The organism is Streptomyces sp. NBC_00659, assembly GCF_036226925.1.
Lineage (GTDB): Bacteria > Actinomycetota > Actinomycetes > Streptomycetales > Streptomycetaceae > Streptomyces.
The window spans coordinates 7458929-7481093 of sequence record NZ_CP109031.1; the positions used below are offsets into that span (position 1 = coordinate 7458929).

Annotated in this window: 25 protein-coding genes and 1 pseudogene; 20 read left to right on the forward strand and 6 right to left on the reverse strand. The window is 69.9% G+C overall.

Annotated features, from left to right (window positions below; translation table 11 throughout):
• Nucleotides 1–2: 2 nt before the first annotated feature.
• Complete coding sequence (gene alc, locus OG410_RS32565; protein WP_329302378.1) at nt 3–1142, forward strand: allantoicase; 1140 nt, start codon at nt 3–5, stop codon at nt 1140–1142.
• Nucleotides 1143–1268: 126 nt separating this feature from the next.
• Here alc and OG410_RS32570 read toward each other — a convergent pair whose 3' ends face one another.
• Entirely contained in the window at nt 1269–2018 is a 750-nt protein-coding gene (locus OG410_RS32570; RefSeq protein WP_329302379.1) for a 3-oxoacyl-ACP reductase family protein, read from the reverse strand.
• Between the two features lie 119 nt (nt 2019–2137).
• On the opposite strand from OG410_RS32570, the gene OG410_RS32575 reads away from it, so the two are divergent.
• The 3 genes from OG410_RS32575 to OG410_RS32585 all read left to right on the forward strand — a co-directional run bounded on the left by OG410_RS32575 (nt 2138) and on the right by OG410_RS32585 (nt 3247).
• A complete protein-coding gene (locus tag OG410_RS32575) occupies nt 2138–2467 on the forward strand; it encodes a transposase (protein WP_329302380.1) in 330 nt (109 codons plus the stop codon).
• An 82-nt stretch (nt 2468–2549) separates the two neighbouring features.
• Entirely contained in the window at nt 2550–2729 is a 180-nt protein-coding gene (locus OG410_RS32580) for an IS3 family transposase (RefSeq protein WP_329302381.1), read from the forward strand.
• Nucleotides 2690–3247, forward strand: coding sequence for an IS3 family transposase (locus tag OG410_RS32585; protein ID WP_329302382.1), 558 nt, complete (start codon nt 2690–2692; stop codon nt 3245–3247). Before OG410_RS32580 ends, OG410_RS32585 begins: the two co-directional genes overlap by 40 nt.
• A gap of 218 nt (nt 3248–3465) precedes the next feature.
• Here OG410_RS32585 and OG410_RS32590 read toward each other — a convergent pair whose 3' ends face one another.
• On the reverse strand, nt 3466–4866 hold the full coding sequence (locus OG410_RS32590) for an FAD-binding oxidoreductase (protein ID WP_329302383.1): 1401 nt from the start codon (nt 4864–4866) through the stop codon (nt 3466–3468).
• 162 nt (nt 4867–5028) lie between these two features.
• On the opposite strand from OG410_RS32590, the gene OG410_RS32595 reads away from it, so the two are divergent.
• The 10 genes from OG410_RS32595 to fabG are packed head-to-tail and all read left to right on the forward strand — an operon-like array spanning nt 5029 to nt 14900.
• The gene (locus OG410_RS32595) at nt 5029–6048 is read left to right on the forward strand and encodes a beta-ketoacyl-ACP synthase III (RefSeq protein WP_443063823.1); all 1020 of its coding nucleotides are present in this window, start codon (nt 5029–5031) and stop codon (nt 6046–6048) included.
• Nucleotides 6049–6086: 38 nt separating this feature from the next.
• Complete coding sequence (locus OG410_RS32600; RefSeq protein ID WP_328672333.1) at nt 6087–6326, forward strand: acyl carrier protein; 240 nt, start codon at nt 6087–6089, stop codon at nt 6324–6326.
• Nucleotides 6326–7546, forward strand: a complete 1221-nt coding sequence (locus tag OG410_RS32605) for a beta-ketoacyl-[acyl-carrier-protein] synthase family protein (RefSeq protein WP_329302385.1) — start codon at nt 6326–6328, stop codon at nt 7544–7546. Before OG410_RS32600 ends, OG410_RS32605 begins: the two co-directional genes overlap by 1 nt.
• A gap of 34 nt (nt 7547–7580) precedes the next feature.
• Nucleotides 7581–9422, forward strand: a complete 1842-nt coding sequence (locus OG410_RS32610) for an acyl-CoA dehydrogenase family protein (protein ID WP_328672335.1) — start codon at nt 7581–7583, stop codon at nt 9420–9422.
• Between the two features lie 5 nt (nt 9423–9427).
• Nucleotides 9428–9850 (forward strand): acyl-CoA thioesterase, encoded by a 423-nt coding sequence (locus tag OG410_RS32615; RefSeq protein ID WP_328672336.1) that lies wholly within the window; start codon nt 9428–9430, stop codon nt 9848–9850.
• 1 nt (nt 9851) lies between these two features.
• The gene (locus tag OG410_RS32620) at nt 9852–10751 is read left to right on the forward strand and encodes a fumarylacetoacetate hydrolase family protein (RefSeq protein WP_329302386.1); all 900 of its coding nucleotides are present in this window, start codon (nt 9852–9854) and stop codon (nt 10749–10751) included.
• Nucleotides 10748–11416, forward strand: a complete 669-nt coding sequence (locus tag OG410_RS32625) for a 4'-phosphopantetheinyl transferase family protein (protein ID WP_329302387.1) — start codon at nt 10748–10750, stop codon at nt 11414–11416. Before OG410_RS32620 ends, OG410_RS32625 begins: the two co-directional genes overlap by 4 nt.
• Nucleotides 11417–11419: 3 nt before the next feature.
• Nucleotides 11420–13012: an acyl-CoA carboxylase subunit beta gene (locus tag OG410_RS32630; protein ID WP_329302388.1), complete on the forward strand. Its 1593-nt coding sequence runs from the start codon at nt 11420–11422 to the stop codon at nt 13010–13012.
• 31 nt (nt 13013–13043) lie between these two features.
• Entirely contained in the window at nt 13044–14126 is a 1083-nt protein-coding gene (locus OG410_RS32635; RefSeq protein ID WP_329302389.1) for a branched-chain amino acid aminotransferase, read from the forward strand.
• Nucleotides 14127–14180: 54 nt separating this feature from the next.
• Entirely contained in the window at nt 14181–14900 is a 720-nt protein-coding gene (gene fabG, locus OG410_RS32640) for a 3-oxoacyl-[acyl-carrier-protein] reductase (RefSeq protein ID WP_328672341.1), read from the forward strand.
• Between the two features lie 33 nt (nt 14901–14933).
• Here the strand turns inward: fabG and OG410_RS32645 are convergent, their stop codons facing one another.
• Entirely contained in the window at nt 14934–15503 is a 570-nt protein-coding gene (locus OG410_RS32645) for a helix-turn-helix domain-containing protein (protein WP_328672342.1), read from the reverse strand.
• Between the two features lie 68 nt (nt 15504–15571).
• Here OG410_RS32645 and OG410_RS32650 point away from each other — a divergent pair, with 68 nt between their 5' ends.
• The 3 genes from OG410_RS32650 to OG410_RS32660 all read left to right on the forward strand — a co-directional run bounded on the left by OG410_RS32650 (nt 15572) and on the right by OG410_RS32660 (nt 17406).
• Nucleotides 15572–16279 (forward strand): AzlC family ABC transporter permease, encoded by a 708-nt coding sequence (locus OG410_RS32650; RefSeq protein WP_329302390.1) that lies wholly within the window; start codon nt 15572–15574, stop codon nt 16277–16279.
• Nucleotides 16276–16599 (forward strand): AzlD domain-containing protein, encoded by a 324-nt coding sequence (locus tag OG410_RS32655; RefSeq protein WP_329302391.1) that lies wholly within the window; start codon nt 16276–16278, stop codon nt 16597–16599. Before OG410_RS32650 ends, OG410_RS32655 begins: the two co-directional genes overlap by 4 nt.
• A gap of 453 nt (nt 16600–17052) precedes the next feature.
• Entirely contained in the window at nt 17053–17406 is a 354-nt protein-coding gene (locus OG410_RS32660) for a LuxR C-terminal-related transcriptional regulator (RefSeq protein ID WP_328672345.1), read from the forward strand.
• Nucleotides 17407–17594: 188 nt separating this feature from the next.
• On the opposite strand, the pseudogene OG410_RS32665 reads toward OG410_RS32660, so the two are convergent.
• The 3 genes and pseudogenes from OG410_RS32665 to OG410_RS32675 form a co-directional block, all read right to left on the reverse strand.
• Nucleotides 17595–17681 (reverse strand): annotated as a pseudogene (locus OG410_RS32665) (AraC family transcriptional regulator); the annotation flags it as partial.
• Nucleotides 17682–18411: 730 nt separating this feature from the next.
• Nucleotides 18412–18558 carry a hypothetical protein gene (locus tag OG410_RS32670; protein ID WP_329302392.1) on the reverse strand — a complete coding sequence of 49 codons (147 nt, stop codon included), beginning with the start codon at nt 18556–18558 and terminating at the stop codon, nt 18412–18414.
• 28 nt (nt 18559–18586) lie between these two features.
• A complete protein-coding gene (locus tag OG410_RS32675) occupies nt 18587–19477 on the reverse strand; it encodes a prohibitin family protein (protein WP_329302393.1) in 891 nt (296 codons plus the stop codon).
• A 274-nt stretch (nt 19478–19751) separates the two neighbouring features.
• Between OG410_RS32675 and OG410_RS32680 the strand changes: the two genes are divergently transcribed.
• The 3 genes from OG410_RS32680 to OG410_RS32690 all read left to right on the forward strand — a co-directional run bounded on the left by OG410_RS32680 (nt 19752) and on the right by OG410_RS32690 (nt 21937).
• Complete coding sequence (locus OG410_RS32680) at nt 19752–20561, forward strand: AIM24 family protein (protein ID WP_329302394.1); 810 nt, start codon at nt 19752–19754, stop codon at nt 20559–20561.
• 172 nt (nt 20562–20733) lie between these two features.
• Nucleotides 20734–21342, forward strand: coding sequence for a dihydrofolate reductase family protein (locus OG410_RS32685; protein WP_329302395.1), 609 nt, complete (start codon nt 20734–20736; stop codon nt 21340–21342).
• Between the two features lie 202 nt (nt 21343–21544).
• Nucleotides 21545–21937, forward strand: a complete 393-nt coding sequence (locus tag OG410_RS32690) for a ribonuclease (RefSeq protein WP_329302396.1) — start codon at nt 21545–21547, stop codon at nt 21935–21937.
• The last annotated feature ends 228 nt before the right edge of the window (nt 21938–22165 follow it).

A 22165-nucleotide genomic window follows, 5' to 3' on the forward strand; every position in this document is an offset into this window, starting at 1 on the left:
TCGTGACGGCGCAGCGCCCGACCGTTCCGGCCATCTTCACCGGAGACGCGAACCCCTACCGAGGCGGCGACCCGTACGCGGACTACCGCACCGCCGACTTCCCCTTCACCCGGTACGCCAACCTGGCGGACCGGCGGCTCGGCGCGGGGGTCGTCGCCGCCAACGACGAGTTCTTCGCCCAGCGCGAGAACCTCCTCGTGGCCGGAGCCGCCGAGTTCGACCCCGAGCACTTCGGTCACAAGGGCAAGATCATGGACGGCTGGGAGACCCGGCGGCGCCGCGGTGTCTCGGCCGAGCATCCGTGGCCGACCTCCGAGGACCACGACTGGGCCCTGGTGCGCCTCGGCGCCCCCGGGGTGATCCGCGGGATCGTCGTCGACACGGCCCACTTCCGCGGCAACTATCCGCAGGCGGTCTCGGTCGAGGGCGCCTCGGTGCCCGGTTCACCCTCGCCCGGGGAACTTCTCGCGGACGAGGTGAAGTGGACGACCCTGGTTCCGCGCACCGCGATCGGCGGTCACGCGGCCAACGGGTTCGCCGTCTCCGTGGAGCAGCGCTTCACGCACCTGCGCGTCAACCAGCACCCCGACGGGGGCATCGCGCGACTGCGGGTGTACGGCGAGGTCGTGCCCGACCCGCGCTGGCTGTCCGCCCTCGGCACGTTCGACGTGGTCGCCCTGGAGAACGGCGGACAGGTCGAGGACGCCTCCGACCTCTTCTACTCACCGGCCACCAACACCATCCAGCCCGGCCGCTCGCGCAAGATGGACGACGGCTGGGAGACCCGCCGGCGACGCGACGACGGCAACGACTGGATCCGCTACCGGCTCGTCGCCCGGTCCGAGATCCGCGCCGTCGAGATCGACACGGCGTACCTGAAGGGCAACAGCGCCGGATGGGCCTCGGTGTCGGTGCGGAACGGCGACGAAGGCGACACGGGGGAGTGGACGGAGATCCTGCCCCGCACCCGTCTCCAGCCCGACACCAACCACCGCTTCACCCTCCCGGCAGCCGCCGTCGCCACGCACGCGCGCGTGGACATCTTCCCGGACGGCGGCATCTCGCGGCTGCGCCTCTTCGGCTCTCTGACGGAGGACGGGGCGTCAGGGCTGACGGCACGGCACCAGGAACTGGGCGGCTGAGCCTCCGGCCGGGCTGTCAGGTTCCGTGCCCGGTCGGAGCCGTCCGGTTCTGTGCCCGGTTCGGCGGGTTCGTTCCTGGTGAAGCCCGCGCAGGGGCCGCCCTGTAGCGGCGGCCCCTGCGGGTTGTCACGCCGCGTGCCCTCCGTCCACCGCGAACTCGGCCCCCGTCACGTATCCCGCCTCGTTCCCCGCCAGATACGCGACGATCGACGCGACCTCGTCGGCGGCGCCGAAGCGGCCCACGGCGGTCATCGCGCTCTGGCCCCCGGCGTAGGGGCCGTCCGCCGGATTCATGTCCGTGTCGATGGGACCGGGATGGACGATGTTGGCGGTGATCCCGCGGGCGCCCAGTTCCCGCGCCAGCGCCTTGGTCAGGCCGATCAGCGCGGACTTGCTCATCGCGTAGAGCGTCCCTCCGGGACCGGGCACGCGCTGTGTCATGCAGCTGCCGATCGTGACGATCCGCCCGCCGGCCCCGAGGTGCGGTGCGGCGGACCGGGAGGCAAGGAAGACCCCCCGGACATTCACGTCGAGCACCCGGTCCACGTCAGCCAGGGACAGGGACTCCAGCGGACCCAGGACCCCGACCCCCGCGTTGTTGACGAGTACGTCGAGCCGTCCGAACTCCGCGACGACCCGGTCCACCACCCCGCCGGCCTCCGCCGCGTCCGAGGAGTCCGCGCACAGGGCGAGTCCCCTGCGTCCGAGCGCCTCGACGCCCCGTACGACGTCCTCCGCGGCTTCCTTGCCCCGCACATAGGTGACGGCCACGTCCGCACCCTCCTGGGCCAGGCGCAGCGCCGTCGCGGCCCCGATGCCCCGGCTGCCACCGGTCACGAGTGCCACCTTGCCGTTCATGGTTCCCTGAGATGTCATGCGCCCATCCCAGCGGTCGAGCCCGCCCGACGCTGGCGGCGGACGGACACCGAACTCGCCGGGCGGGTGAGGGTCCCCTCGTAACGTGGAGTCCGTGATACCAGGGGAAGTTGAGGGTCATGGGGCCCGAGCAACAGAAGTACGACGCTGAGTTCCGTGAGGGTGCTGTACGCATCGTGATCGAGACGGGCAAGCCGATCCCGGAGGTCGCTGAGGACCTCGGTGTGCATCCGGGGACGCTGCACAGCTGGGTCTCACGCTGGAGGAGGAACGGTTCGGCCTCGTCGGACCGGCCCGCGCCCGCTGAATCGGGCGGCCGGCTACGAGAGGGCGAACGTGCTGAGCCGGAGCGGCTGCGCCGGGAGATGAGCGAGAAGAACAAGCGTATCCGCGAGCTGGAGATGGAACGTGATGTCTTCAAACGCTGCATTGCTTTGTGGGTGAAGTAGCTGTGACGGACCCGGCCCAGCTGGCCGGGGTGATCAGCGACTGCAAGGCCGAGCGGAACATTCCGCATACTGTGTCTGCCGCGTGCTGGGCGTGAGCGGGTCGTGGTTCCACAAGTGGAAGGACAAGCCCGTCACCACCCGCGAGGTGCGGCGCGGACAGCTGGCCGAAGCCATCAGGCGGGTCTTCGACGCCTCGGGCGGCACCTACGGCTCCCCGAAGGTGTGGATCACGCTCGCCAGGGAGGATGGCGCGTCTCGGTGAATACCGTCGCCAAGACCATGGCCGAGCTCGGCCTGGCCGGGCGGAAGATCCGGCGACGCCGCGGGCTCACTCGCCCGGGCAGGCGGGCCGCGGCCCCGGACTTCGTGCGCCGAGACTTCAGCGCCGACGCTCCGGACCAGGTATGGGCTGGAGATATGACCGAGATCGTCACGAGCGAGGGCAAGCTGTACCTGGCCACGGTGATTGATCTGTTCTCGCGCCGCCTGCTCGGCTACGCGATGGGCGAGCGCCACGATGCCGAACTCGTCGTGGCCTCGCTGCACATGGCCGCTGCCACCCGCGGCGGCGACGTCAAGAGCGTGATCTTTCACAGCGACAGGGGCAGCGAGTACGTCTCCCGCCGGTTCAAGCGGGCCTGCCGCCGCCTCGGCGTGACCCAGTCCATGGGACGCGTCGGCTCGTCTTTCGACAATGCCGTCAGCGAGGCGTTCAACAGCGTCCTCAAGGTCGAATACGTTCACCGGCACACCTCGCCACCCGCACAGAGGCCCGGCTGAAGATCGCCACGTGGATCACCGGTTTCTACAACACCCGTCGGCTGCACAGCGTGTGCGGGCACCGCAGCCCGATCGACTACGAACACGACCACCGGGCCAGCTCCACCCTGGAGCCGGCCGCTTAGAAGATCTTCACACATGGAGGGGATTGACAACGGCGGCCTCACCGAGACCGGACCGGCCCTCACCTCGGACCACCCGAAGCCAATCCGAAAAGGTCAGTAGGAGGTGAAGACCTTCCCCGGGTTGAAGATCCCGGCCGGGTCGAACACCTTCTTGATCCCGCGGTGCAGGTCGAGCACGGCGGGGCTCAGCTCCTGGGCCAGACCTCGCATCTTGAGTAGCCCCACCCCGTGCTCTCCGGTGACGGTGCCGCCCAGCACGATCGCCTGGTCGACGATCTCCTCGAACACCCCGCGCCCCCGGGCCAAGGCTGCCGCGTCCCCCCGGGAAACGACCATCATCGGGTGCAGGTTGCCATCCCCCGCGTGGGCCAGGCTCGCGATGTGCACGTCGTGCGCCAGGGCGATCCGCTCCAGGTGGGCAAGCATCTCCGGTACGAGCATGCGCGGCACACAGATGTCCTCGCTGAGCACCAGGCCCAGCCGCTCCAGCGCCGGATAGACCAGTCGGCGCGCGGCGAAAAGGGCATCCGCCTCGGCGGCATCGGTCGAGCGGGCGCTCCAGGTCGCGCCCGCGCTCTCGAAGCAGCTCAAGACGGTGTCGGCCTCTTGGTCTCCGGCGGCTCCGGGAGCGTCACAGCGGGCCAGCAGCAACACGTTCCCGACCTCGGTGAGGCCCATGTTCGTCCAGTCGTCCACGGCGCGCAGGCAGTAGCCGTCGACGAGTTCGAGGGCGCTCGGCACCACTCCGGAAGCCACCACGCGGGCGACCGCGCGTCCCGCGCTGGGCAGGTCGTCGAAGTAGCCGACCACGGTCCGCTCCTGCGCCCGGGCGCCCCGCAGCCGCAGGGTGACCTCGGTGACCAGGCCCAGCGTGCCCTCCGAGCCCACCATCAGCCCGGCCAGCTCGTAGCCCGCGGTGCCCTTGGCGGTCTGCCGCCCCAGTCGGACGGTCTCGCCACGCCCGGTGACGGCCTCCAGCCCGAGGACATAGTCCCGGGTCACCCCGTACTTCACGCAGCACAGCCCGCCTGCGTTGGTGGCCACGTTCCCCCCGATCGTGGACCACGGGGCGCTGGCCGGGTCGGGCGGGTACCAGAGGCCCTTCTCGGCGCAGGCCGCGCGCAGATGGTCGTTGACCACCCCGGGCTGCACGACGGCAAGCCGCTCGTCGGGGTCGATGCGCACGATCGCGTCCATCGCGGTGAACGAGACGACCACGCAGCCCTCGATGGCGTTGGCTCCGCCGGACAGCCCGGTGCCCGCGCCGCGCGCGACCAGCGGGACACCCCGCTCGGCGCAGTACGCGACCACTGCGGCGACCTCGGCGGTGTCGTGGGGGCGTACGACGGCGACGGGCATGCCGAAGGGGGCGCCCGCTGCCTCGTCGTGCGCGAAGGAGGCCCGGGTGTCCCGGTCGACGATCACCCGCCCTGCGGGGAGGAGCCGTACCAGCTCGGAAGAAGTCGTGGTGGCCGAAGGAGTCGTGGTGCCCATTTTCGCGACGCTTTCACTGGCCCCGATAAGGGTCAATTGGCCTTTGGTACAGCCAGATCCGTACGTGTACGAAAGGCCAATTGCCGCGCCTCGGAAGATTGCGCGAGGGTAGTTGGACGCCAGGTCAGACAGTGGATGGCGGTCATCAGGGGGGAAATTCACATGGCGGTGGTGCTTTCGGGTATCGGGGGTTTTCTCCCTCCCAGGGTGGTTACGAACGACGACCTTTCCGCCACACTCGACACGAACGACGAGTGGATCAGGACGCGGACCGGAATCAGTGAACGCAGGGTCGTCTCGGACGGCCTGTCGACCGGCACCCTGGCCGTGGAGGCCGGTGCCCGGGCGCTGCGGTCCGCCGGAGTGAGCGGGGTGGACACGGTGGTCGTGGCGACCACCTCCCCCGACCGGCTCTGCCCGGCGGTGGCGCCGGAGGTCGCGTCCCGGCTCGGCATGGGCCCGGTGGCGGCCTTCGACCTCACCTCGGCGTGCAGCGGGTTCCTCTACGGACTCGCCACCTCCGCCGGGCTGATCGCCTCGGGGACCGCCGACAGCGTGCTGTTCATCGGCTCGGAGGCTTTCACCACGCTGGTCAACCAGCGGGACCGCGGGACGGCGCCGATCTTCGGCGACGGAGCGGGCGCGGTGGTACTGCGCCGCGGCGAGGACTACGAGCCCGGCGCGCTGGGCCCCTTCGACCTCGGCAGTGACGGCTCGCTCGCCGATCTGCTGGCCATCCCGGCCGGCGGTTCGCGCCAGCGGTCTGCGGACGCGGGCCTCGGCCACGACTCGGTGCCCACCAAGGACTGGTACCTGCGGATGGAGGGCCGCCCCCTTTACACGCAGGCAGTCGAGCGCATGACGCAGTCGGCGCAGGCGGTGCTCAAACGCACCGCCTGGTCCGTGGCGGACGTCGACTGGTTCGTCGGCCACCAGGCCAACGTCCGGATCGTGCGGGCGGTGGCGGAGGAACTCGAAGTCCCCATGGAACGCGTCGCGGTCAACATCGACCGGGTCGGGAACACTCTGTCGGCCTCGGTCCCCCTGCTGCTGAACGACATCGCCGCCAGTGGCGACCTCAAGCCCGGCGACCGGGTGCTGCTGTCGGCGTTCGGAGCCGGTCTCTCGTGGGGCTCGACGGCCCTGGTCTGGCCCGACATCCGTGCCGAGCACGTGATCTGACACATCATCAACAACTCATTCGAACCAGGAGACACACCATGAGCACCGTTCAGGAATCCGTCGTCGAGGTCTTCGTCTCCCGCTTCGGTCTCGACGCCGAAAGCGTTGTCCCGGAAGCGACCTTCGACGACCTCGGTCTCGACTCACTGTCCCAGATCGAGCTGGCGACCGCGCTGAAGAAGCGCCTCGGCGTCGTCATCACCGACGACGAGCTGACCGAGATCGCCGCCGTCTCGGACATCATCGCCCTCATCGAGCAGAAGGCCGCCGCCGTCTGATGAGCGGCTTCGCGGCTTCCATCACCGGCATCGGACTGATCACCCCCGCGGGCATCGGGGTCAAGGAGAACTGGGAACGCGTGGTCGACGGACGGTCGACCGCCGCCCACCACGACGACCTGGCCGGCCTGCCGGTGACCATGGCCTGCCGGGTGCCCGACTTCTCGCCCCAGCAGCTCGGGCTGCGCGGCGCCTGGCAGTGGGACCGCTACTCCCAGTTCGCCATCGCCGCGACGCGCGAGGCCCTCGCCCAGGCAGGTCTCGTGGCCGGGGAGTGGGCGGACAGCGCACGAGTGGCCGTCATCATCGGTTCGGGTGCCGGTGGCACCGCGACGCTGGAGGAGCAGCACCGGATCCTGATCGAGGAAGGACCCGGTGAGGTCTCCCCGATGACCCTGCCGATGGGGCTGCTGAACATGGCGGCCGGGCAGGTGGCCATCGACATCGGGGCCAACGGCCCCTGCCTGGCGCCGTGCACCGCGTGCGCCGCCGGGGCCAGCGCGATCGGCCTCGGCCGGGAGCTGATCCGGTCCGGACTGGCCGACATCGTGATCGCGGGCGGCGCCGAGGCGCCGATCACCCCGCTGTACGTGTCCTCCTTCGCCCGGATGCGGGCACTCTCCCGGCGTCTGGACGACCCGGCGACGGCCTCCCGCCCCTTCGACGCGACCCGCGACGGGTTCGTACTCGGCGAGGGCGCGGGGATCGTGGTCCTGGAGTCCGATGAGCACGCCCGGGCCCGCGGCGCCCAGACCCTGGCCCGCGTGATCGGGTACGGCGCTTCAGCCGACGCCCACCACGTGACCTCCCCGCATCCGGAGGGCAAGGGCGCAGAGCTGGCGGTCCGGGCGGCGCTCGCCGACGCGGGCCTGACCGGCCGCGACGTGGGCTACGTCAACGCCCACGGCACCTCCACCCCCCTCAACGACGTGATCGAGGCCGGGGTGATCCGCCGGGTGATCGGCTCGGATGCCAAGGTCAGCTCCACCAAGGGGGTCACCGGGCACCCGCTCGGCGCGGCCGGTTCCATCGAAGCGGCGTACGCGGCGCTCGCGGTGCACCACGGCGTGATCCCTCCGACGGCTTCGCTCACCGAGGTCGACCCGCGGGTGGACGTCGACGTCGTGCACGGCGCGCCACGGCTCGGCCCGGTGCACATCGCCCTGAGCAACTCCTTCGGGTTCGGAGGCCAGAACGCCGCCCTGCTGATCTCCTCCTGAACCGCACCACCAGAACCGTGAAAGGACCCCTCAGATGAACCCGGTCGCCACCGCCGACCTGGCCAGGCTGCTCTTCGACGGCAGGTACGAGCAGGCGCACAAGGACATCGGCGAGCTGTTGCTGGACCCGATCTTCGATCCCCGTGAGGGCCTCACGATGAACGAGGCCGGGAAGCTCGCCTACGAACGGTCCCGGGTGGTGCACGCCGGACTGGAGCGCCCCGTGGAGATCCTGCGGGACCCGTGGCGGCTGTTCGCCCTGGCCGAGTGGCCGTCGCTGGTCGACGTGTCCACGTTCTCGCTGCTGATGGTCCACTACAACCTCAGCTTCGGCACGGTCGTCGAGCACGGTGACCGGCCCGAACTCAAGGACCTCGTCGACGAGTTGGACCGGTTGGACTCGTTCAGCCCGTACATGGCCACCGAGCTGGGCTACGGCAACAACGTGGCCGCTATGCGCACCGAGGCCGTCTACGACGCCGCTTCCGAGACCTTCGTCCTGAACACCCCGGACGCACTGGCCCAGAAGCACATGTCCTACAGCGGGTTCCAGGACGTCCCGAAGCTCGCCGTCGTCATGGCGCGGCTGAAGGCGGACGGCAAGGACCACGGTGTCTACCCTTTCCTCGTCCCGATCAGCGACGGCACCCGACTGCATGAGGGAGTCCACGCGGCCCCTTGCCCGGAGAAGCCGGTGCAGGGCCTGGACAACGGCGTCACCTGGTTCGACCACGTCCGCGTCCCGCGCCGCAACCTGCTTCACGGAGACATGGGCGGCTTCGACGAGAACGGCACCTTCCGCCCCTCCTCCGGCAACCAGCGCAAGCGGTTCCTGCGCGCCATGAGCCGGATCCTGCCCGGGCGCCTGTGTGTCTCCAGCTCGGCGGTCGGCGCGGGCCGGGCCAGTGTGTACATCGCGCTGCGCTTCGCGGCGCAGCGGCTCACGAACGCCCCCGGCCGCAACGACCTTCCGGTCATCGAATACCGCAGCCACCAGCTGGCCCTGTTCACCGCACTGTCCAAGGTCTACGCGATGACCCTGCTGCTCAACCACGCCAAGCGGGAGTTCGTGGCGGCCCCGGACGCCGTACCGGCCGAACTGAACCACCTGATCTCGATCACCAAGGCTCTCTCCACCTGGGAGATGACCGAGGTCATCGCGACCTGCCGGGAGCGCTGCGGGGCCCAAGGCATCTTCAGCGTCAACCGGATCGCGGACTACGGCTCGCTGCTCCAGGGCCTGGTGACCGCGGAGGGCGACAACCAGGTGCTGCTCGCCACTACGGCCGGCCAGATCATCGCCCAGGGCCAGGCCGAGGGAGAGGCACCGTCCGAGGCCCCCGACCCCACCGGCCGCGACCTGCGCGACACCGCGTTCCTGCTGGCGGCCCTGCGCCACCGGGAGCAGGAGCTGCTCCGGGCCGCCCGCGCCTCCATGGCGGACGAGACCCGTGAGCGGACCTACCTCGATGCCTGGAACGACACGATGAACACCGGGCTGGCCATGGCCCGGGTGCGGGGCGTGCGTACAGCCCTGGAGTGCTTCACCGAAGCGGCCGAGGAGGCCGAGACCGAGCCGGCGCGGACCGCGCTCGGCCTGCTCGCCTCGCTGTACGCGCTCACCGAGGTGCAGCGGGACGCGGGCTGGTACCTGGCCCGCGGGGTGTTCACGGCCGACCAGGTCGAGGAGCTGCCGCAGGCCCTGGACGCCCTGTGCGTCCTGATCCAGCCGCACGCCGAAATCCTGATCAGCGGTTTCAACCTGTCGCCGGAGCTGCTGCGCGCCCCGATCGCCGCGGACGACTACGTGGCCGCCTTCCAGCGGCGGACCGGAGCGTTCGGTCCCGCAGGTGCCCAGATCACCACCGAAAGCTGACTACCATGCCACGGCACACCTATCCCTGCCCGATCCGCTGGTCGGACATGGACATCTACGGGATCGTCAACAACGTCTCCTTCGTGCGCTACCTGGAGGAGGCCCGGGTCGACTTCATCTTCCGGATGGCCCCGACCGAGGGCGACGCGTTCTTCCGGGACGGCTCGGTGGTCGTCTCCCACCAGATCCGCTACCGGCGCCAGCTCGTCCACCGCCATGAGCCGGTCGACATCGAAATGTGGGTCTCGGACCTCCAGTCGGCGACGGTGACCGTCGACTACGAGGTCCGGGACGGCGACCTCGTCTACGCCACCGCCTCGACCACGATGGCCCCGTTCGACTACCGGGCGGGCCGCCCTCGTCGGCTCACGGACGCGGAGACCGGCTTCTTCGAGAAGTACCTCGACGAGACCGCGTCGGCCCGCTGACATGCGCCTGCTTCGGATCGGCCCGCAGAGCGGGGAACGGCCGTGCGCGGTCGGCCCCGATGGAGTCGTCCGCGACCTGTCGTCCTGGGTCGCGGACTGGACGGGCGAGAGCCTGGACCCGGACGTACTGCGCGAGCTGGCCGCCCGGCTGGCCCGGGAAGCCGGCACGCTGCCGGTGGCCGACCCGACCGCCGAGCGGGTCGGCCCGCCCGTCCGGCCGGGCGGGCACCTGCTGTCGATCGGCCTCAACTACCGTGCGCACGCGGCTGAGGCCGGTCTCACGCTGCCGGACGAGCCGATCGTCTCCAGCAAGGCCCCGATGACACTGGTCGGTCCCCACGACGATCTGCTGCTGCCCCCGGGCGGCGAGAAGACCGACTGGGAGGTCGAACTGGCGGTCGTCATCGGACGGCGTGCCCAGTACCTGCCCGACCGGGCGGCCGCCCCGGCCCATGTCGCGGGCTTCGCCACGGGCAACGACGTTTCCGAGCGGCGCTGGCTGCTGGAGCGCGGCGGCCAGTGGGTCAAGGGCAAGTCCTTCGAGTCCTTCAGCCCGCTGGGCCCCTTCCTGGTCACACCCGACGAGGTGCCCGACCCGCAGGACCTGCGGTTGAGCTGCACGGTCAACGGGCGGGTCATGCAGAAAGCCTCCACCGCCGACATGGTCTTCGACGTGAGCCATCTGGTTTGGTACCTCAGCCAGTTCATGGTGCTGCACCCCGGGGACGTGATCCTCACCGGAACCCCGGGCGGGGTCGCGCTCGGCCGCCCCGACCAGCCCTACCTGCGCCCCGGCGACCTGGTCGAAGCCGAGGTCGCGGGTCTGGGCGCGCACCGCCAGCGCTGTCGCCCGGCTGTGCGACCCGGTGCCTCTGCCGACCGCCCCCGGGAGGGGGTGTGATCCAGGAACTCGTCCCCGGCCGGGTCGCGGGCTGGGACTCCTTCGAGGACCAGCCGCGGTTCACCCCACACCCGGCCGAGGCGGCGTCGCTGCGCAGCACGGCCCCGGCCCGGCGCCAGGAGTTCGCCAACGGCCGGTACTGCGCCCATCGGGCGCTGCGCCGCCTGGGCACCCCCGCCGTCGCGATCCCGGCCGGTGACCGGGGCGCGCCGCAGTGGCCGGACCAGGTGGTCGGCAGCATCACGCACTGCCCCGGCTACACCGCCGCCGTGGTCGCCCGCCGTACGCGGATCAGCGCGCTCGGCATCGACGCCGAACCTCATCTGCCGCTGCCCGAAGACGTGCTGGAGTTCGTGGCCCGCCCCGAGGAGCACGCCCGGGTCCGGCGGCTCCTCGCGGAGCGGCCCGGCATGCGCTGGGACCGGCTGCTCTTCAGCGCGAAGGAGAGCGTCTACAAGACCTGGTTCCCGGTGACCGGCCGCTTCCTGGGCTTCCACGAGGCCGGGATCCGCATCGACCCGGAGGCGGGCACCTTCAGTGCGCGGATCCCGGACCCCGGCGGGACCGGGCCGGGGCTCCCCGAGGAGCTGACCGGCCGCTGGCGGGTCAGTGGCGATCTGGTCGTCACCGCAATTGCCGTACCGGCTCCGGAAGGGGAGCGATAAAAGATGTCCGCCCCAGAGAAGACCGCCCCGCCGAAGGCCCCGACCCTCGACTCCCACGGGCGGGTGGCCGAGCTGTACGCCACCAAGGAGCTGGCCCGCCGCGGGCCCAGCGAGCGGGCCACCGCGGCCCAGCGCGCCAAGGGCAAGCTGACCGCACGGGAACGGATCGATCTGCTCCTGGACCCCGACTCGTTCAACGAGGTCGAGCAGCTGCGCCGGCACCGGTCGGTCGGCTTCGGCATGGAGGACCGCAGGCCGCACACGGACGGGGTGATCACCGGCTGGGGCATGGTCGAGGGCCGCACCGTCTTCGTCTACGCGCACGACTTCCGGATCTTCGGCGGGGCGCTCGGCGAGGCCCACGCCAGCAAGATCCACAAGATAATGGACATGGCCATCGCGGCCGGTGCCCCGCTGGTCTCTCTGAACGACGGCGCGGGCGCCCGTATCCAGGAAGGCGTCTCGGCGCTGGCCGGATACGGCGGGATCTTCCAGCGCAACGTACGGGCCTCAGGCGTCATCCCGCAGATCTCTGTGATGCTCGGCCCGTGCGCGGGCGGCGCCGCCTACTCGCCCGCCCTGACCGACTTCGTGTTCATGGTCCGGGGCACCTCCCAGATGTTCATCACAGGCCCGGACGTGGTCAGGGCGGTCACCGGCGAAGAGGTCAGCCAGGACGGTCTCGGCGGCGCGGACGTCCACGCGGAACTGTCCGGCGTGGCCCACTTCGTCTACGACGACGAGCCGAGCTGCCTGGCCGAGGTCCGCTACCTGATCTCGTTGCTCCCTTCCAACAACAACGAACTGCCGCCCGCCGCCCCGGAGTCCGACCCGACGGACCGGCGCAGCGAAGCCCTGCTGACGCTCGTACCGGCCGAGGGCAAGCTCCCGTACGACATGCGTCACGTGATCGAGGAACTCGTCGACCACGGGGATTTCCTGGAGGTCCACGAGCGCTGGGCGCCCAACATCCAGTGCGGGCTGGCCCGGCTCGGAGGGCAGGTAGTGGGCATCGTCGCCAACCAGCCGATCGCCCTGGCCGGTGTCCTGGACATCCACGCGAGCGAGAAGGCCGCCCGCTTCGTCCGGATGTGCGACGCCTTCAACATCTCGCTGCTGACACTGGTCGACGTACCCGGCTTCCTGCCCGGCGTGGGCCAGGAGCACGGCGGGGTCATCCGGCACGGCGCCAAACTGCTGTACGCCTACTGCGAGGCCACGGTCCCCCGGGTCCAAGTGATCCTGCGCAAGGCCTACGGGGGCGCGTACATCGTCATGGACTCCCGCTCCATCGGCTGCGATCTCTCCTACGCCTGGCCCACCAACGAGATCGCCGTGATGGGCGCCGAAGGCGCCGCCAACGTCATCTTCCGGCGGCAGATCGCCGAGGCCGACGATCCGCAGGCCACGCGCGCCGCGATGGTCAAGGACTACAAGGCCGAGCTGATGCACCCCTACTACGCGGCCGAACGCGGCCTCGTCGACGACGTGATCGACCCCGCCAGAACCCGGGCGACGCTCATCCGCGCCTTCCGGATGCTGCGGACCAAGAATTCCGAGCAGCCGTCCCGCAAGCACGCCAACACACCCCTGTGACCGGCCACTTCCACAGTCCCGGAGCGTTCTGATGCCCATCACCTTCACTACCGAACCGGCCGAGCGGCTCTCTATCGCGGAGCGCGCCCGAGTGCTTGAGGCACCCGCGTTCGGCGACGTGTTCAGCGACCATATGATCAGCGTCGACTGGGACCGGGAGCGCGGCTGGTACGACGCCCGGATCACGCCGTACGGACCGCTCGTCCTCGACCCCTCCACCCAGGTGTTCCACTACGGCCAGGAGGTCTTCGAGGGCCTCAAGGCCTATCGCCGCCCCGACGGATCGGTGGTCACCTTCCGTCCGTACGCCAACGCCGCCCGCCTCAACCGCTCCTGCGAGCGCATGGCCATGCCACCACTGCCCGAGGCGACCTTCGTCGAGGCCCTGGAACTCCTGGTCACCACCGACCGGGACTGGGTGCCGGAGCAGCCGGGCCACAGCCTCTACCTACGCCCCTTCATGATCGCCACGCAGCGCACGATCGGCTTCTACGGCCCGTCCAGCGCCTACCGGTTCATGGTGATCGCCTCCCCGGCCGCTGCGTACTTCAAGGCCGGGGCCAAGCCGTTGACGGTCTGGCTCTCCGAGGACTACACCCGCGCCGCCCCCGGCGGCACCGGCGAGGCCAAGTGCGGCGGCAACTACGCCGGCACCCTGGTGGCCCAGGCGCAGGCCCAGGAGATGGGCTGTGACCAGGTGGTCTGGCTGGACTCCGCCGAGCGTCGCTGGGTCGACGAGATGGGCACCAGCAACATGTTCTTCGTCTACGGCGACCGGCTGGTCACCCCGGAGCTGTCCGGCTCCCTGCTGTCCGGCATCACCCGGGACTCCGTCCTCACCCTGGCCGCCGAACTGGGCTACACGGCCGAGGAGGGGCGGATCGGCGTGGCGGACTGGCGGGCCGACGCCGAGTCGGGCCGCCTCACCGAGGTGTTCTCCTGCGGCACCTCCTCCATGATCACCTCGGTCGGCGAGGTCAAGAGCAAGGACGGCGGCTGGACGATCGGCGGCGGCAAGCCCGGCCCGGTCACCGCCCGGCTGCGTGCGGAACTGTCCGGGATCCAGTCCGGCGAGCGGCCCGACCCGTTCGGCTGGGTCCACAAGATTGCCTGATCCACGGTCCCCCAGACACATCAGAGATGATCCGAGCAAAGGTGCGCTGAACCGATGAGCCGTTCCGTCCTGGTCACCGGAGGAAACCGGGGCATTGGCCTCGCCGTTGCCCTCGCCTTCGCCGAAGCCGGCGACAAGGTCGCGCTGACCTACCGCTCCGGCGAGCCGCCGGAGGCCGCGCTCCGGCTCGGCTGCCTCGCCGTGCGGTGCGACGTCACCGACTCCGCGCAGGTCGAGAAGGCCTACCACGAGGTCGAGGAAGCGCACGGCCCGGTCGAGGTGCTCGTGGCCAACGCGGGTATCACGCGGGACCAGCTGGTCCTGCGTATGGCCGAGGAGGACTTCGCCGCGGTCCTGGACACCAACGTGATGGGGGCGTTCCGGATCGTCAAGCACGCCGCCACCGGCATGGTGGAGGCCCGTCGGGGCCGGATCGTCCTGATCTCCTCCGTGGTGGGCCTGCTCGGTGCGGCGGGGCAGGCCAACTACGCGGCCTCCAAGGCCGGTCTGGTCGGCTTCGCCCGCTCGGTCGCCCGCGAACTGGGCTCGCGCGGGATCACCTGCAATCTGGTGGCGCCCGGTTTCGTCGAGACCGACATGACGAGGGCACTGAGCGAAAAGCAGCGCGCCGCGTTCCTGGGCAAAGTGCCGCTGGCGCGCAGCGCGGAGCCGGAGGAGATCGCCGCCGCCGTGCGCTTCCTCGCCTCCGAGGAAGCCGGGTACATCACCGGAGCCGTCATCCCTGTGGACGGCGGCCTCGGCATGGGGCACTGAGCCCGTCGTGTGTCCCCGGCCCGAGGGCCGAAGTCAGAGGTGCTCGGAGACCAGCACCGCAGTGGTGCCGGTCTCCAGCGCCTGGAAGACGTGCGGGACGTCGGCCGGGTAGCCGATGTAGTCGCCCGGCAGAAGTTCCACCGGTTCCTGCGCGGTCCCGACCAGCGCCCGGCCCGTACCGATCACCACGTGTTCCACCACGCCCGGCATGTGCGGGGCGGACGAACGCTGCGGACCGGGTTCGGCGGCGATGCTGTAGACGTCTCGCCGGGCCCCGGGCGGGGACGCGGCCAGCAGGGTGGCCCGGTAGTCGGCCTCGGCCGAGACCACGGCCGGCCCCTGGCCCGCCCGGATCACCTGGACCGCGGGTCGGGAGGCGGCCAGCAGCCGGGAGAACGGGATCTCCAGGACCACGCAGAGCGCCCAGAGGGTCTCCAGGCTGGGGTTCCCGGCACCCGATTCGAGCTGGGAGAGCGTGGACTTGGCCAGTCCGGCGCGGCGGGCCACCTCGGTGAGGGAGAGCCCGGCCCGGACACGCTCCGCGCGCAGGGAGGCGGCGATCGCTTCGAGCGGCGGCTTGAGCGGGAGGTCGGCTTCGGACACGAGATGTTCGCTCCAATGGTCAATCGTTCGCCTTGACGAACACTTCCTTACCGTTCACTATAAACGCCATGCGTTCGTTATGGAAAACTCTCAGTCGTGCCCAATGGCGTGACATCGCGCTCGTCTGCCTCGCGGTGGGCGTCATCGGCCTGTCGTACGGCGCCATCGCGGTCACCTCGGGCTTCGCCTGGTGGTTCCCGGTCCTCATGGGCGCGCTCGTCCTCGCCGCCTCCTCCGAGTTCCTGTTCGTCGGGATCATCGCCGCCGGAGGCAGTCCGATTGCCGCCCTGCTGGCCGGACTCCTGGTCAACGCCCGGCACGTGCCGTTCGGCCTGGCCGTCCCCGACGTCCTCGGCCGCGGCTGGAAGGGCCTGCTCGGCACACACCTGATGAACGACGAGACCGTCGTCTTCGCCATCGCCCAGGACGGACTCCCGCGCAAGCGGGCCGCATACTGGGCCTGCGGGCTCGGCATCCTGATCTGCTGGCCGACCGGGGCCGCGCTGGGCGCCCTGCTGGGCAGCGTCGTCCACGACACCGACGCCCTCGGCCTGGACGCCATGTTCCCCGCAGTGATCCTGGCGCTGATCCTGCCCGCCCTGAAACAGCGCGAGTTGCGGCGGACCTCCCTGGCCGGAGTGGTCCTGGCGCTGGCCTCCACCGCCTTCCTCCCCGCCGGACTCCCGGTGCTGGTCGCCCTGGTCGCCCTGGCCGCCCTGCCGCTCTTCACCGTCGCCGCGGCGACGGGGGAAGCCGACCAAGGAGCCGGCCGATGAAGAACGCCGTCCCGACGCTCATCGCGATGCTGGCCCTCGCGGGGGGCACCTTCCTGCTCCGGCTCGCCGGACCGGCCCTGCGGGCCCGGATCACCTTCCCGGAGCGGGCGGAGGAACTGCTGGAGGCCTCCGCCGTCGTCCTGCTCGCGGCCCTGACGGCCACGGCCGCGCTCGCCGAAGGACACGGGTTCGCGGGCCTGGCCCGCCCGATCGGCGTGGCGGTGGGCGGCGTACTCGCCTGGCGCAAGGCCCCGTTCCTCCTCGTCGTACTCGCCGCCGCCGGTGCGGCCGCCCTGCTCCGGCTCGCCGGAGTGCGCTGACCGGCGGCCGTCCAGGCGGAATATTCCGCACCGAACCCATAACGCGGAAAACGATTTTCCGCAGATCTTTACAGCGAATTCAAGCCACTCTCATCTCACATGGTGGATTACGGGTTGTCCGCCAATATCGGCCGTCAGTACGCTGCGGACGAACCATGATCCAAACCGTGAGCCACGCTCATCACCGCAGGTGAATCGGTTCAGGCGGGCTGCATCGCGGCCATGACCCCTGTCGGGATCACCTCGTGCACGGTTCCGGTAAACATACCCCACGTTTCGCTTTGCCGACGCTTAGGCAGTCGGCTGAATTTCGGCCGTCGGCAGACAAAAGAAGTCCTGCCGGTTTCCATGGGTAACCTGAAATACTTTTCTCCGGATTTCGCCAAGCCTCGACTGGCCGACCGCTGCGGTCTCATTCCACCCCCGTACTTAAAGCAGGAGTACCCGAACACGATGAGCATTACCGACACCCTCGGCTCACCCGTCCGGAAGACCCATGTCCCTCCGGACCGCCCAGTCCTCACCCGCGACCACGCCTGGGACACGGTGATGCGCCGGGTCCCGCTGCTCTCCGAGCGTGAACTGGACGTGTTCCACCTGCTGGCGAAGGGGGCGTCGAACCGGACCATCTCGACACGGCTCGCCATCACCGAACGCACCGCCAAGGCCCATGTTGCGCAGATCCTGGCCAAGCTCGACGTGGAGTCCCGGTTACAGGCGGGGATCGTCGCCTTCGCCTGGGAGACCTTCAGCCGGGGCGGCGGAACCTCGGCCTGCCTCTCCCCGTACCTGCTGCTTCCCGCCTGACCGGCCGCGTGCGGGTCCGGAGGTCCGCACGCGGGGCCGGGGGCCAGCCCTCCTCCCGCTCCACCGGAAGCCACAGCTCGGCGCCGACCTCGCCCTCCGGCCTTGCCCGCCGCCGGACGGACGCTGAGGATCTCGGGCCCTGCCCGGCTGCGGTACGGGTTGGACGGGAACCACTGGGTGAACACGTCCCGCCACAGGTGCTGGATGGTTTCCGGCGCCGGACCGGAGGTGGCGAAGAACGCCCAGGTGTCGGCCGGGACGGGCAAGGTCGTCACAGCGGACGGCTGGTGGGCGAAGTGGCAGGCCGGTGGGCGTGAGGCGCTGACCGCGCGTCCGCGGGGGCGGCGCGTGGGTGAACATCAGGTGCTGCCCGGGGTCGAGCAGACGGCGGTGCGGCAGGCGACCCGGCGGGGGCGGTTTTGGTGTTGGAGGCGCCGCTGCCGGATGGGAACGCTTCCTGGGATCCGACCATGCAGAGGTACAGAACGCCCGCCTATGGATTGCTCATTGACGCCCGGTTCGTGGAGATCTGCCGACTCGGCGATTGGCGGAGGGTTCATCCTCCACACCGAGCGCCCGAAGCCGCAGCCCGCCCGATGTCTCCAGCTCACCCTGGAAGAAGGAGACCGAGCCGGATAGGCTACGAAAACAACGTTTGGCCTGCGAACAGGGCCATAGAGGCTCTGCCCCGACATCCGGGGCGGAGTCTTTGCGCGTTGGAAGGGGAATCCGCTGCGCGCGAGTTCGAGACCCCTTTCTACGCTGGCGAGATCGCCCCCATGTCTTCGATCTGCTGCCTTGTGGCCTTGTTGAGGACGCGTTGGGGACGCAAGGATAGGAACAGGCTGACAAGAGCCGAGAAGCACCAACACAGATGATGGCGTCTGACCTGCTGAAACGTCATGGATGAGCGTTGATCGGCAAGGGTCGCCAAGATCCTCAAAGGACACCGAACTCGCCGGGCGCGGGGTTCGGGACCAGCCCGGCTCACCGTGGTCGTCGATGTCAGCGGAACAGCTTTGGCACCGGGCAGACCTGGAGCGGCTCGTCCGGCCGGCCCCCGGACATGCCGTCCGGCACATTTCCCCAGTGACCGGCAGGTCCGGCGGCTTCGTTCTCCCGCTCGGAGAGGACGAAGCCGCCGGACGTCATGAGCCGGCAATCCTTGCCCGGGGCGGCGTCAGTTCTTGCTGTTGTCCACGATCACCGGAGTGCCGTTCGAGTCCGTGCCACACGGCACCGCGTACACCGGGTTGGCCTTCGCGGCTTCCTTGTATGCCTCGAGGCACTGGTTGTACAGCACCTTGTCGCTCAGCGACCGCTCGATGATCTTGTTGGCACTGGCGATGCCCTCCGCCTCGATCCGCTTGCGCTCCGCCTCCGCTTTGGCCGTACGCGCCGCCTCGGTGGCCCGCTCGGTGGCCTGCTCCTGCTGGATCTTCTTGTCGATCTGGTCCTGCAGCTTCTCCGACGGCCTCACATTGCGCAGGTTGACGGAAGTGACGTCGATGCCGCGCGGTGCCAGTCGCTCGTTGACGAGGTCGGCGATCTCCGTGCTGATCTGCTCGCGGGCGGATGCGTAACCTTCCTCGCTGGTGTGCTTCGCGAAGACGTTGCGGATGATCTCGCGGCTGTCCGGCAGCACCAGCCGCTCCTCGACGGCTTCCTCGCTGCCCGCCAGCTGGTACAGCGCGACCGCCTTGGCCGGCACCACGGCCCACTTGATGGTGACGTCCGCGTAGAGCACGCCGCCCTGCGAGGAGCGGACCTCCACCACGTCCTTGTCCTTGAGGTCGAGGTCCACCGGGCGGGTCGAGAAGGACGTGACGTCGGTGAACGGTGACTTGAAGTGCATGCCCGAGGTCAGCGGTGTGCCGAGCTTGCCGAAGGTGACCGGCACGCCGACCTCGTAGGCACTCACGACATGGATGCAGGCGAAGGCGCCTGCCAGCACACCCGCAAGGGCGCTGAGCGCCGCCCCGAGCTTCCAGTGGCCCGCGGGAGTGCGGCCGCGGCCGACGAGAAGAAGTACTACCGCAACTATGAGCAGCAGGATGGACAGCACGAACACAGGTATCCCCCTCCGGAAACGTGACTGCGCCTCCTGGGGCGCGGCACCGGCGCATCGTAGCGATCTCGGGTGTCGGGCAAGCACAGGGCCCGAGCCAGGCAAGAACCGCCGGCTCCGGTGCCGATCTCCTCTATGGAGTCAGGGGCAACGACAAGCGGTGGCGAGGATCGGAGCAACGAGAAATCAGGACCGGCCGGGGCGGGAGTGAGCGCACACGCCGGCACCTCACCCGGACGACCGGAACTCTTTGCTCCGCTTCCCGCGTTCTCACGGCGTGACTCTTCAGCAAGAAATCGTCGGCAACGCCATGCAGATGGCGGTCGTCAACCTGCGCCTCGGCCAGACCGTGTACTGCGAAGCGGGAAAGTTCCTGTTCAAGACCACCAACGTGACCATGGAGACGCGGCTCTCCGGACCGTCGGGCGGCGGCGGTGGGGGCGGGCAGCAGGGCGGCAGGGGCGGCATGCTGCGCCAGGCCGTGGGCACGGCCATGCAGGCAGGTCAGCGCGCGCTCGCGGGTGAGTCGCTGGCGTTCCAGTACTTCACGTCCACGGGCGGCGAGGGGACCGTCGGTTTCGCGGGCGTGCTGCCCGGCGAGATGCGCGCCCTGGAGCTCGACGGCACGCGCGCGTGGTTCGCCGAGAAGGACGCCTTCGTGGCGGCGGAGTCGACCGTGCAGTTCGGCATCGCCTTCCAGGGCGGGCGGACCGGGCGCAGCGGCGGCGAGGGATTCGTTCTGGAGAAGTTCACCGGCCACGGCACGGTGATCATCGCGGGCGCCGGCAACTTCATCGACCTGAACCCGGCCGACTTCGGCGGCCGCGTCGAGGTCGACACGGGCTGCGTGGTCGCCTTCGAGGAGGGCATCCAGTACGGCGTCCAGCGGATCGGCGGGCTCAACCGACAGGGTCTGATGAACGCGGTCTTCGGAGGCGAGGGCCTGTCGCTGGCCACGCTGGAGGGCAACGGACGGGTGATCCTTCAGTCCCTCACCATCGAGAGCCTCGCCAACGCCCTGAGAAAGGCCCAGGGCGGCGACAAGCAGGGTCCGACGGGCGGACTGTTCTCGACCGGCGCGGGGTGAGCCCCGGCCCGCACGGGGTACGCCGTCGACCGGAACCGGGTGCGAGCCCCGTGCGGGGCACGGGACCGGTGGAAGGACGCGGGGCGTTTTCGTCGCGGACCGATGAGTTGCGGGCGCCGGTGGGGTCTGTCCTGATGGCAGCAGACCCCACCGCAAGGAAGCAGGCACCGTCATGGGCAAGCTCACCCTCACCGCGTTCGTCAGTATCGACGGAGTCCACCAGGCGCCGGGCGGTCCCGAGGAGGACTCCAGCGGCGGCTTCGGCCAGGGCGGCTGGAGCGTTCCCTTCGGCGACGACGACTTCGGGCGCTTCGTCGTCGACAACTTCTCCCACGTCGACGCGTTCCTGCTGGGCAGGCGTACGTACGAGATCTTCGCGGGCTACTGGCCGAAGATGACCGACCCGGCCGACCCGATCGCCTCCAAGCTGAACGCGCTGCCCAAGTACGTCGTCTCCTCGACGATCACCGAGCCCGCCTGGGAGGGCACGACCGTGATCACCGGCGACCTCGGCAAAGAGGTCACCGCCCTCAAGGAGCGCACCGAGGGCGAGCTCCAGATCCACGGCAGCGCGGTCCTCGCCCAGTCCCTCCTCGCGCTCGGTCTGATCGACACCCTGCACCTGATGACCTTCCCCGTGCTGCTCGGCGAGGGCCGCCGCCTCTTCGCCGAGGGTGCCGCCCCCACCGCGTTCCGCCGCACCGGCGGGACGATCACCGGTTCCGGCGTCGCGATCAACACGTACGAGCGCGAAGGCCGGCCGACGTACGGCAGCTACTAGGAGTGCGGGCGGCTCGCTGTCGCCCTTCGTCGGACGGGGGGCGACAGTCGGCCGCCGAGGGCCGGCAGTCGGCTGTCCTCCGACGAAGGTCGACAGTCGACCCCTGTGCGACACATCAACTCCCAGAAAATTCCCCGGAGTTCACCAAAGAAATCAACGCGCTTGACATTGACATGTCATCTACGCGCATCATCCTGGGTTCATGAGATTCCCCCCACGAACCACCCGTATCGGCGCCCTCGTGGCCCTCATGTCCGCTCTGCTCATCGGCGGCACCGCCGTGGCTCCGGCCGACGCGGCGGCGGCCTCCGTCGGCAGTATCTGTTACAGCGCGCTGCCGTCCCAGGCGTACGACACGCTGGACCTGATCGACTCGGGCGGCCCCTTCCCGTACTCGCAGGACGGGGCCGTCTTCCAGAACAGGGAGGGCGTGCTGCCCGCCCAGTCCACCGGCTACTACCACGAGTACACGGTCAAGACGCCCGGCTCCTCGACACGGGGCGCCCGTCGCATCGTGACCGGCAAGAAGACCCTGGAGGACTACTACACCGCGGACCACTACGTCACGTTCAAGCTGATCAACTTCGGTTGCTGATCCAGGCTGCCGGACACCTGATCGCTGTTCACCCGGGCTCGAGTCCCGACCCTGCAGCCGACCGGTGACCTCCTGGACCAGACCGAGGACGCCCTGAACGAGGGCGACGAGACCGCATCTCCAGCACCTGTTTCATGGGACGACCCTCGCCCCGCGGACCCCCCATGCGCATCGGCCGCGGGGCGAGGCATGTCCGGCCGAAGCCGCAGGGCGCCGTTCCCCCGTCGG

Coding starts and splice junctions, on each gene's coding strand:
- OG410_RS32630 (WP_329302388.1), top strand. CDS start 11,420: ATGTCCGCCCCAGAGAAGACCGCCCCGCCGAAGGCCCCGACCCTCGAC.
- OG410_RS32650 (WP_329302390.1), top strand. CDS start 15,572: ATGCGTTCGTTATGGAAAACTCTCAGTCGTGCCCAATGGCGTGACATC.
- OG410_RS32655 (WP_329302391.1), top strand. CDS start 16,276: ATGAAGAACGCCGTCCCGACGCTCATCGCGATGCTGGCCCTCGCGGGG.
- OG410_RS32590 (WP_329302383.1), bottom strand. CDS start 4,866: ATGGGCACCACGACTCCTTCGGCCACCACGACTTCTTCCGAGCTGGTA.
- OG410_RS32615 (WP_328672336.1), top strand. CDS start 9,428: ATGCCACGGCACACCTATCCCTGCCCGATCCGCTGGTCGGACATGGAC.
- OG410_RS32620 (WP_329302386.1), top strand. CDS start 9,852: ATGCGCCTGCTTCGGATCGGCCCGCAGAGCGGGGAACGGCCGTGCGCG.
- OG410_RS32660 (WP_328672345.1), top strand. CDS start 17,053: ATGAGCATTACCGACACCCTCGGCTCACCCGTCCGGAAGACCCATGTC.
- OG410_RS32595 (WP_443063823.1), top strand. CDS start 5,029: ATGGCGGTGGTGCTTTCGGGTATCGGGGGTTTTCTCCCTCCCAGGGTG.
- OG410_RS32570 (WP_329302379.1), bottom strand. CDS start 2,018: ATGACATCTCAGGGAACCATGAACGGCAAGGTGGCACTCGTGACCGGT.
- OG410_RS32670 (WP_329302392.1), bottom strand. CDS start 18,558: ATGACGTCCGGCGGCTTCGTCCTCTCCGAGCGGGAGAACGAAGCCGCC.
- fabG (WP_328672341.1), top strand. CDS start 14,181: ATGAGCCGTTCCGTCCTGGTCACCGGAGGAAACCGGGGCATTGGCCTC.
- OG410_RS32610 (WP_328672335.1), top strand. CDS start 7,581: ATGAACCCGGTCGCCACCGCCGACCTGGCCAGGCTGCTCTTCGACGGC.
- OG410_RS32690 (WP_329302396.1), top strand. CDS start 21,545: ATGAGATTCCCCCCACGAACCACCCGTATCGGCGCCCTCGTGGCCCTC.
- OG410_RS32575 (WP_329302380.1), top strand. CDS start 2,138: ATGGGGCCCGAGCAACAGAAGTACGACGCTGAGTTCCGTGAGGGTGCT.
- OG410_RS32635 (WP_329302389.1), top strand. CDS start 13,044: ATGCCCATCACCTTCACTACCGAACCGGCCGAGCGGCTCTCTATCGCG.
- OG410_RS32605 (WP_329302385.1), top strand. CDS start 6,326: ATGAGCGGCTTCGCGGCTTCCATCACCGGCATCGGACTGATCACCCCC.
- OG410_RS32685 (WP_329302395.1), top strand. CDS start 20,734: ATGGGCAAGCTCACCCTCACCGCGTTCGTCAGTATCGACGGAGTCCAC.
- OG410_RS32600 (WP_328672333.1), top strand. CDS start 6,087: ATGAGCACCGTTCAGGAATCCGTCGTCGAGGTCTTCGTCTCCCGCTTC.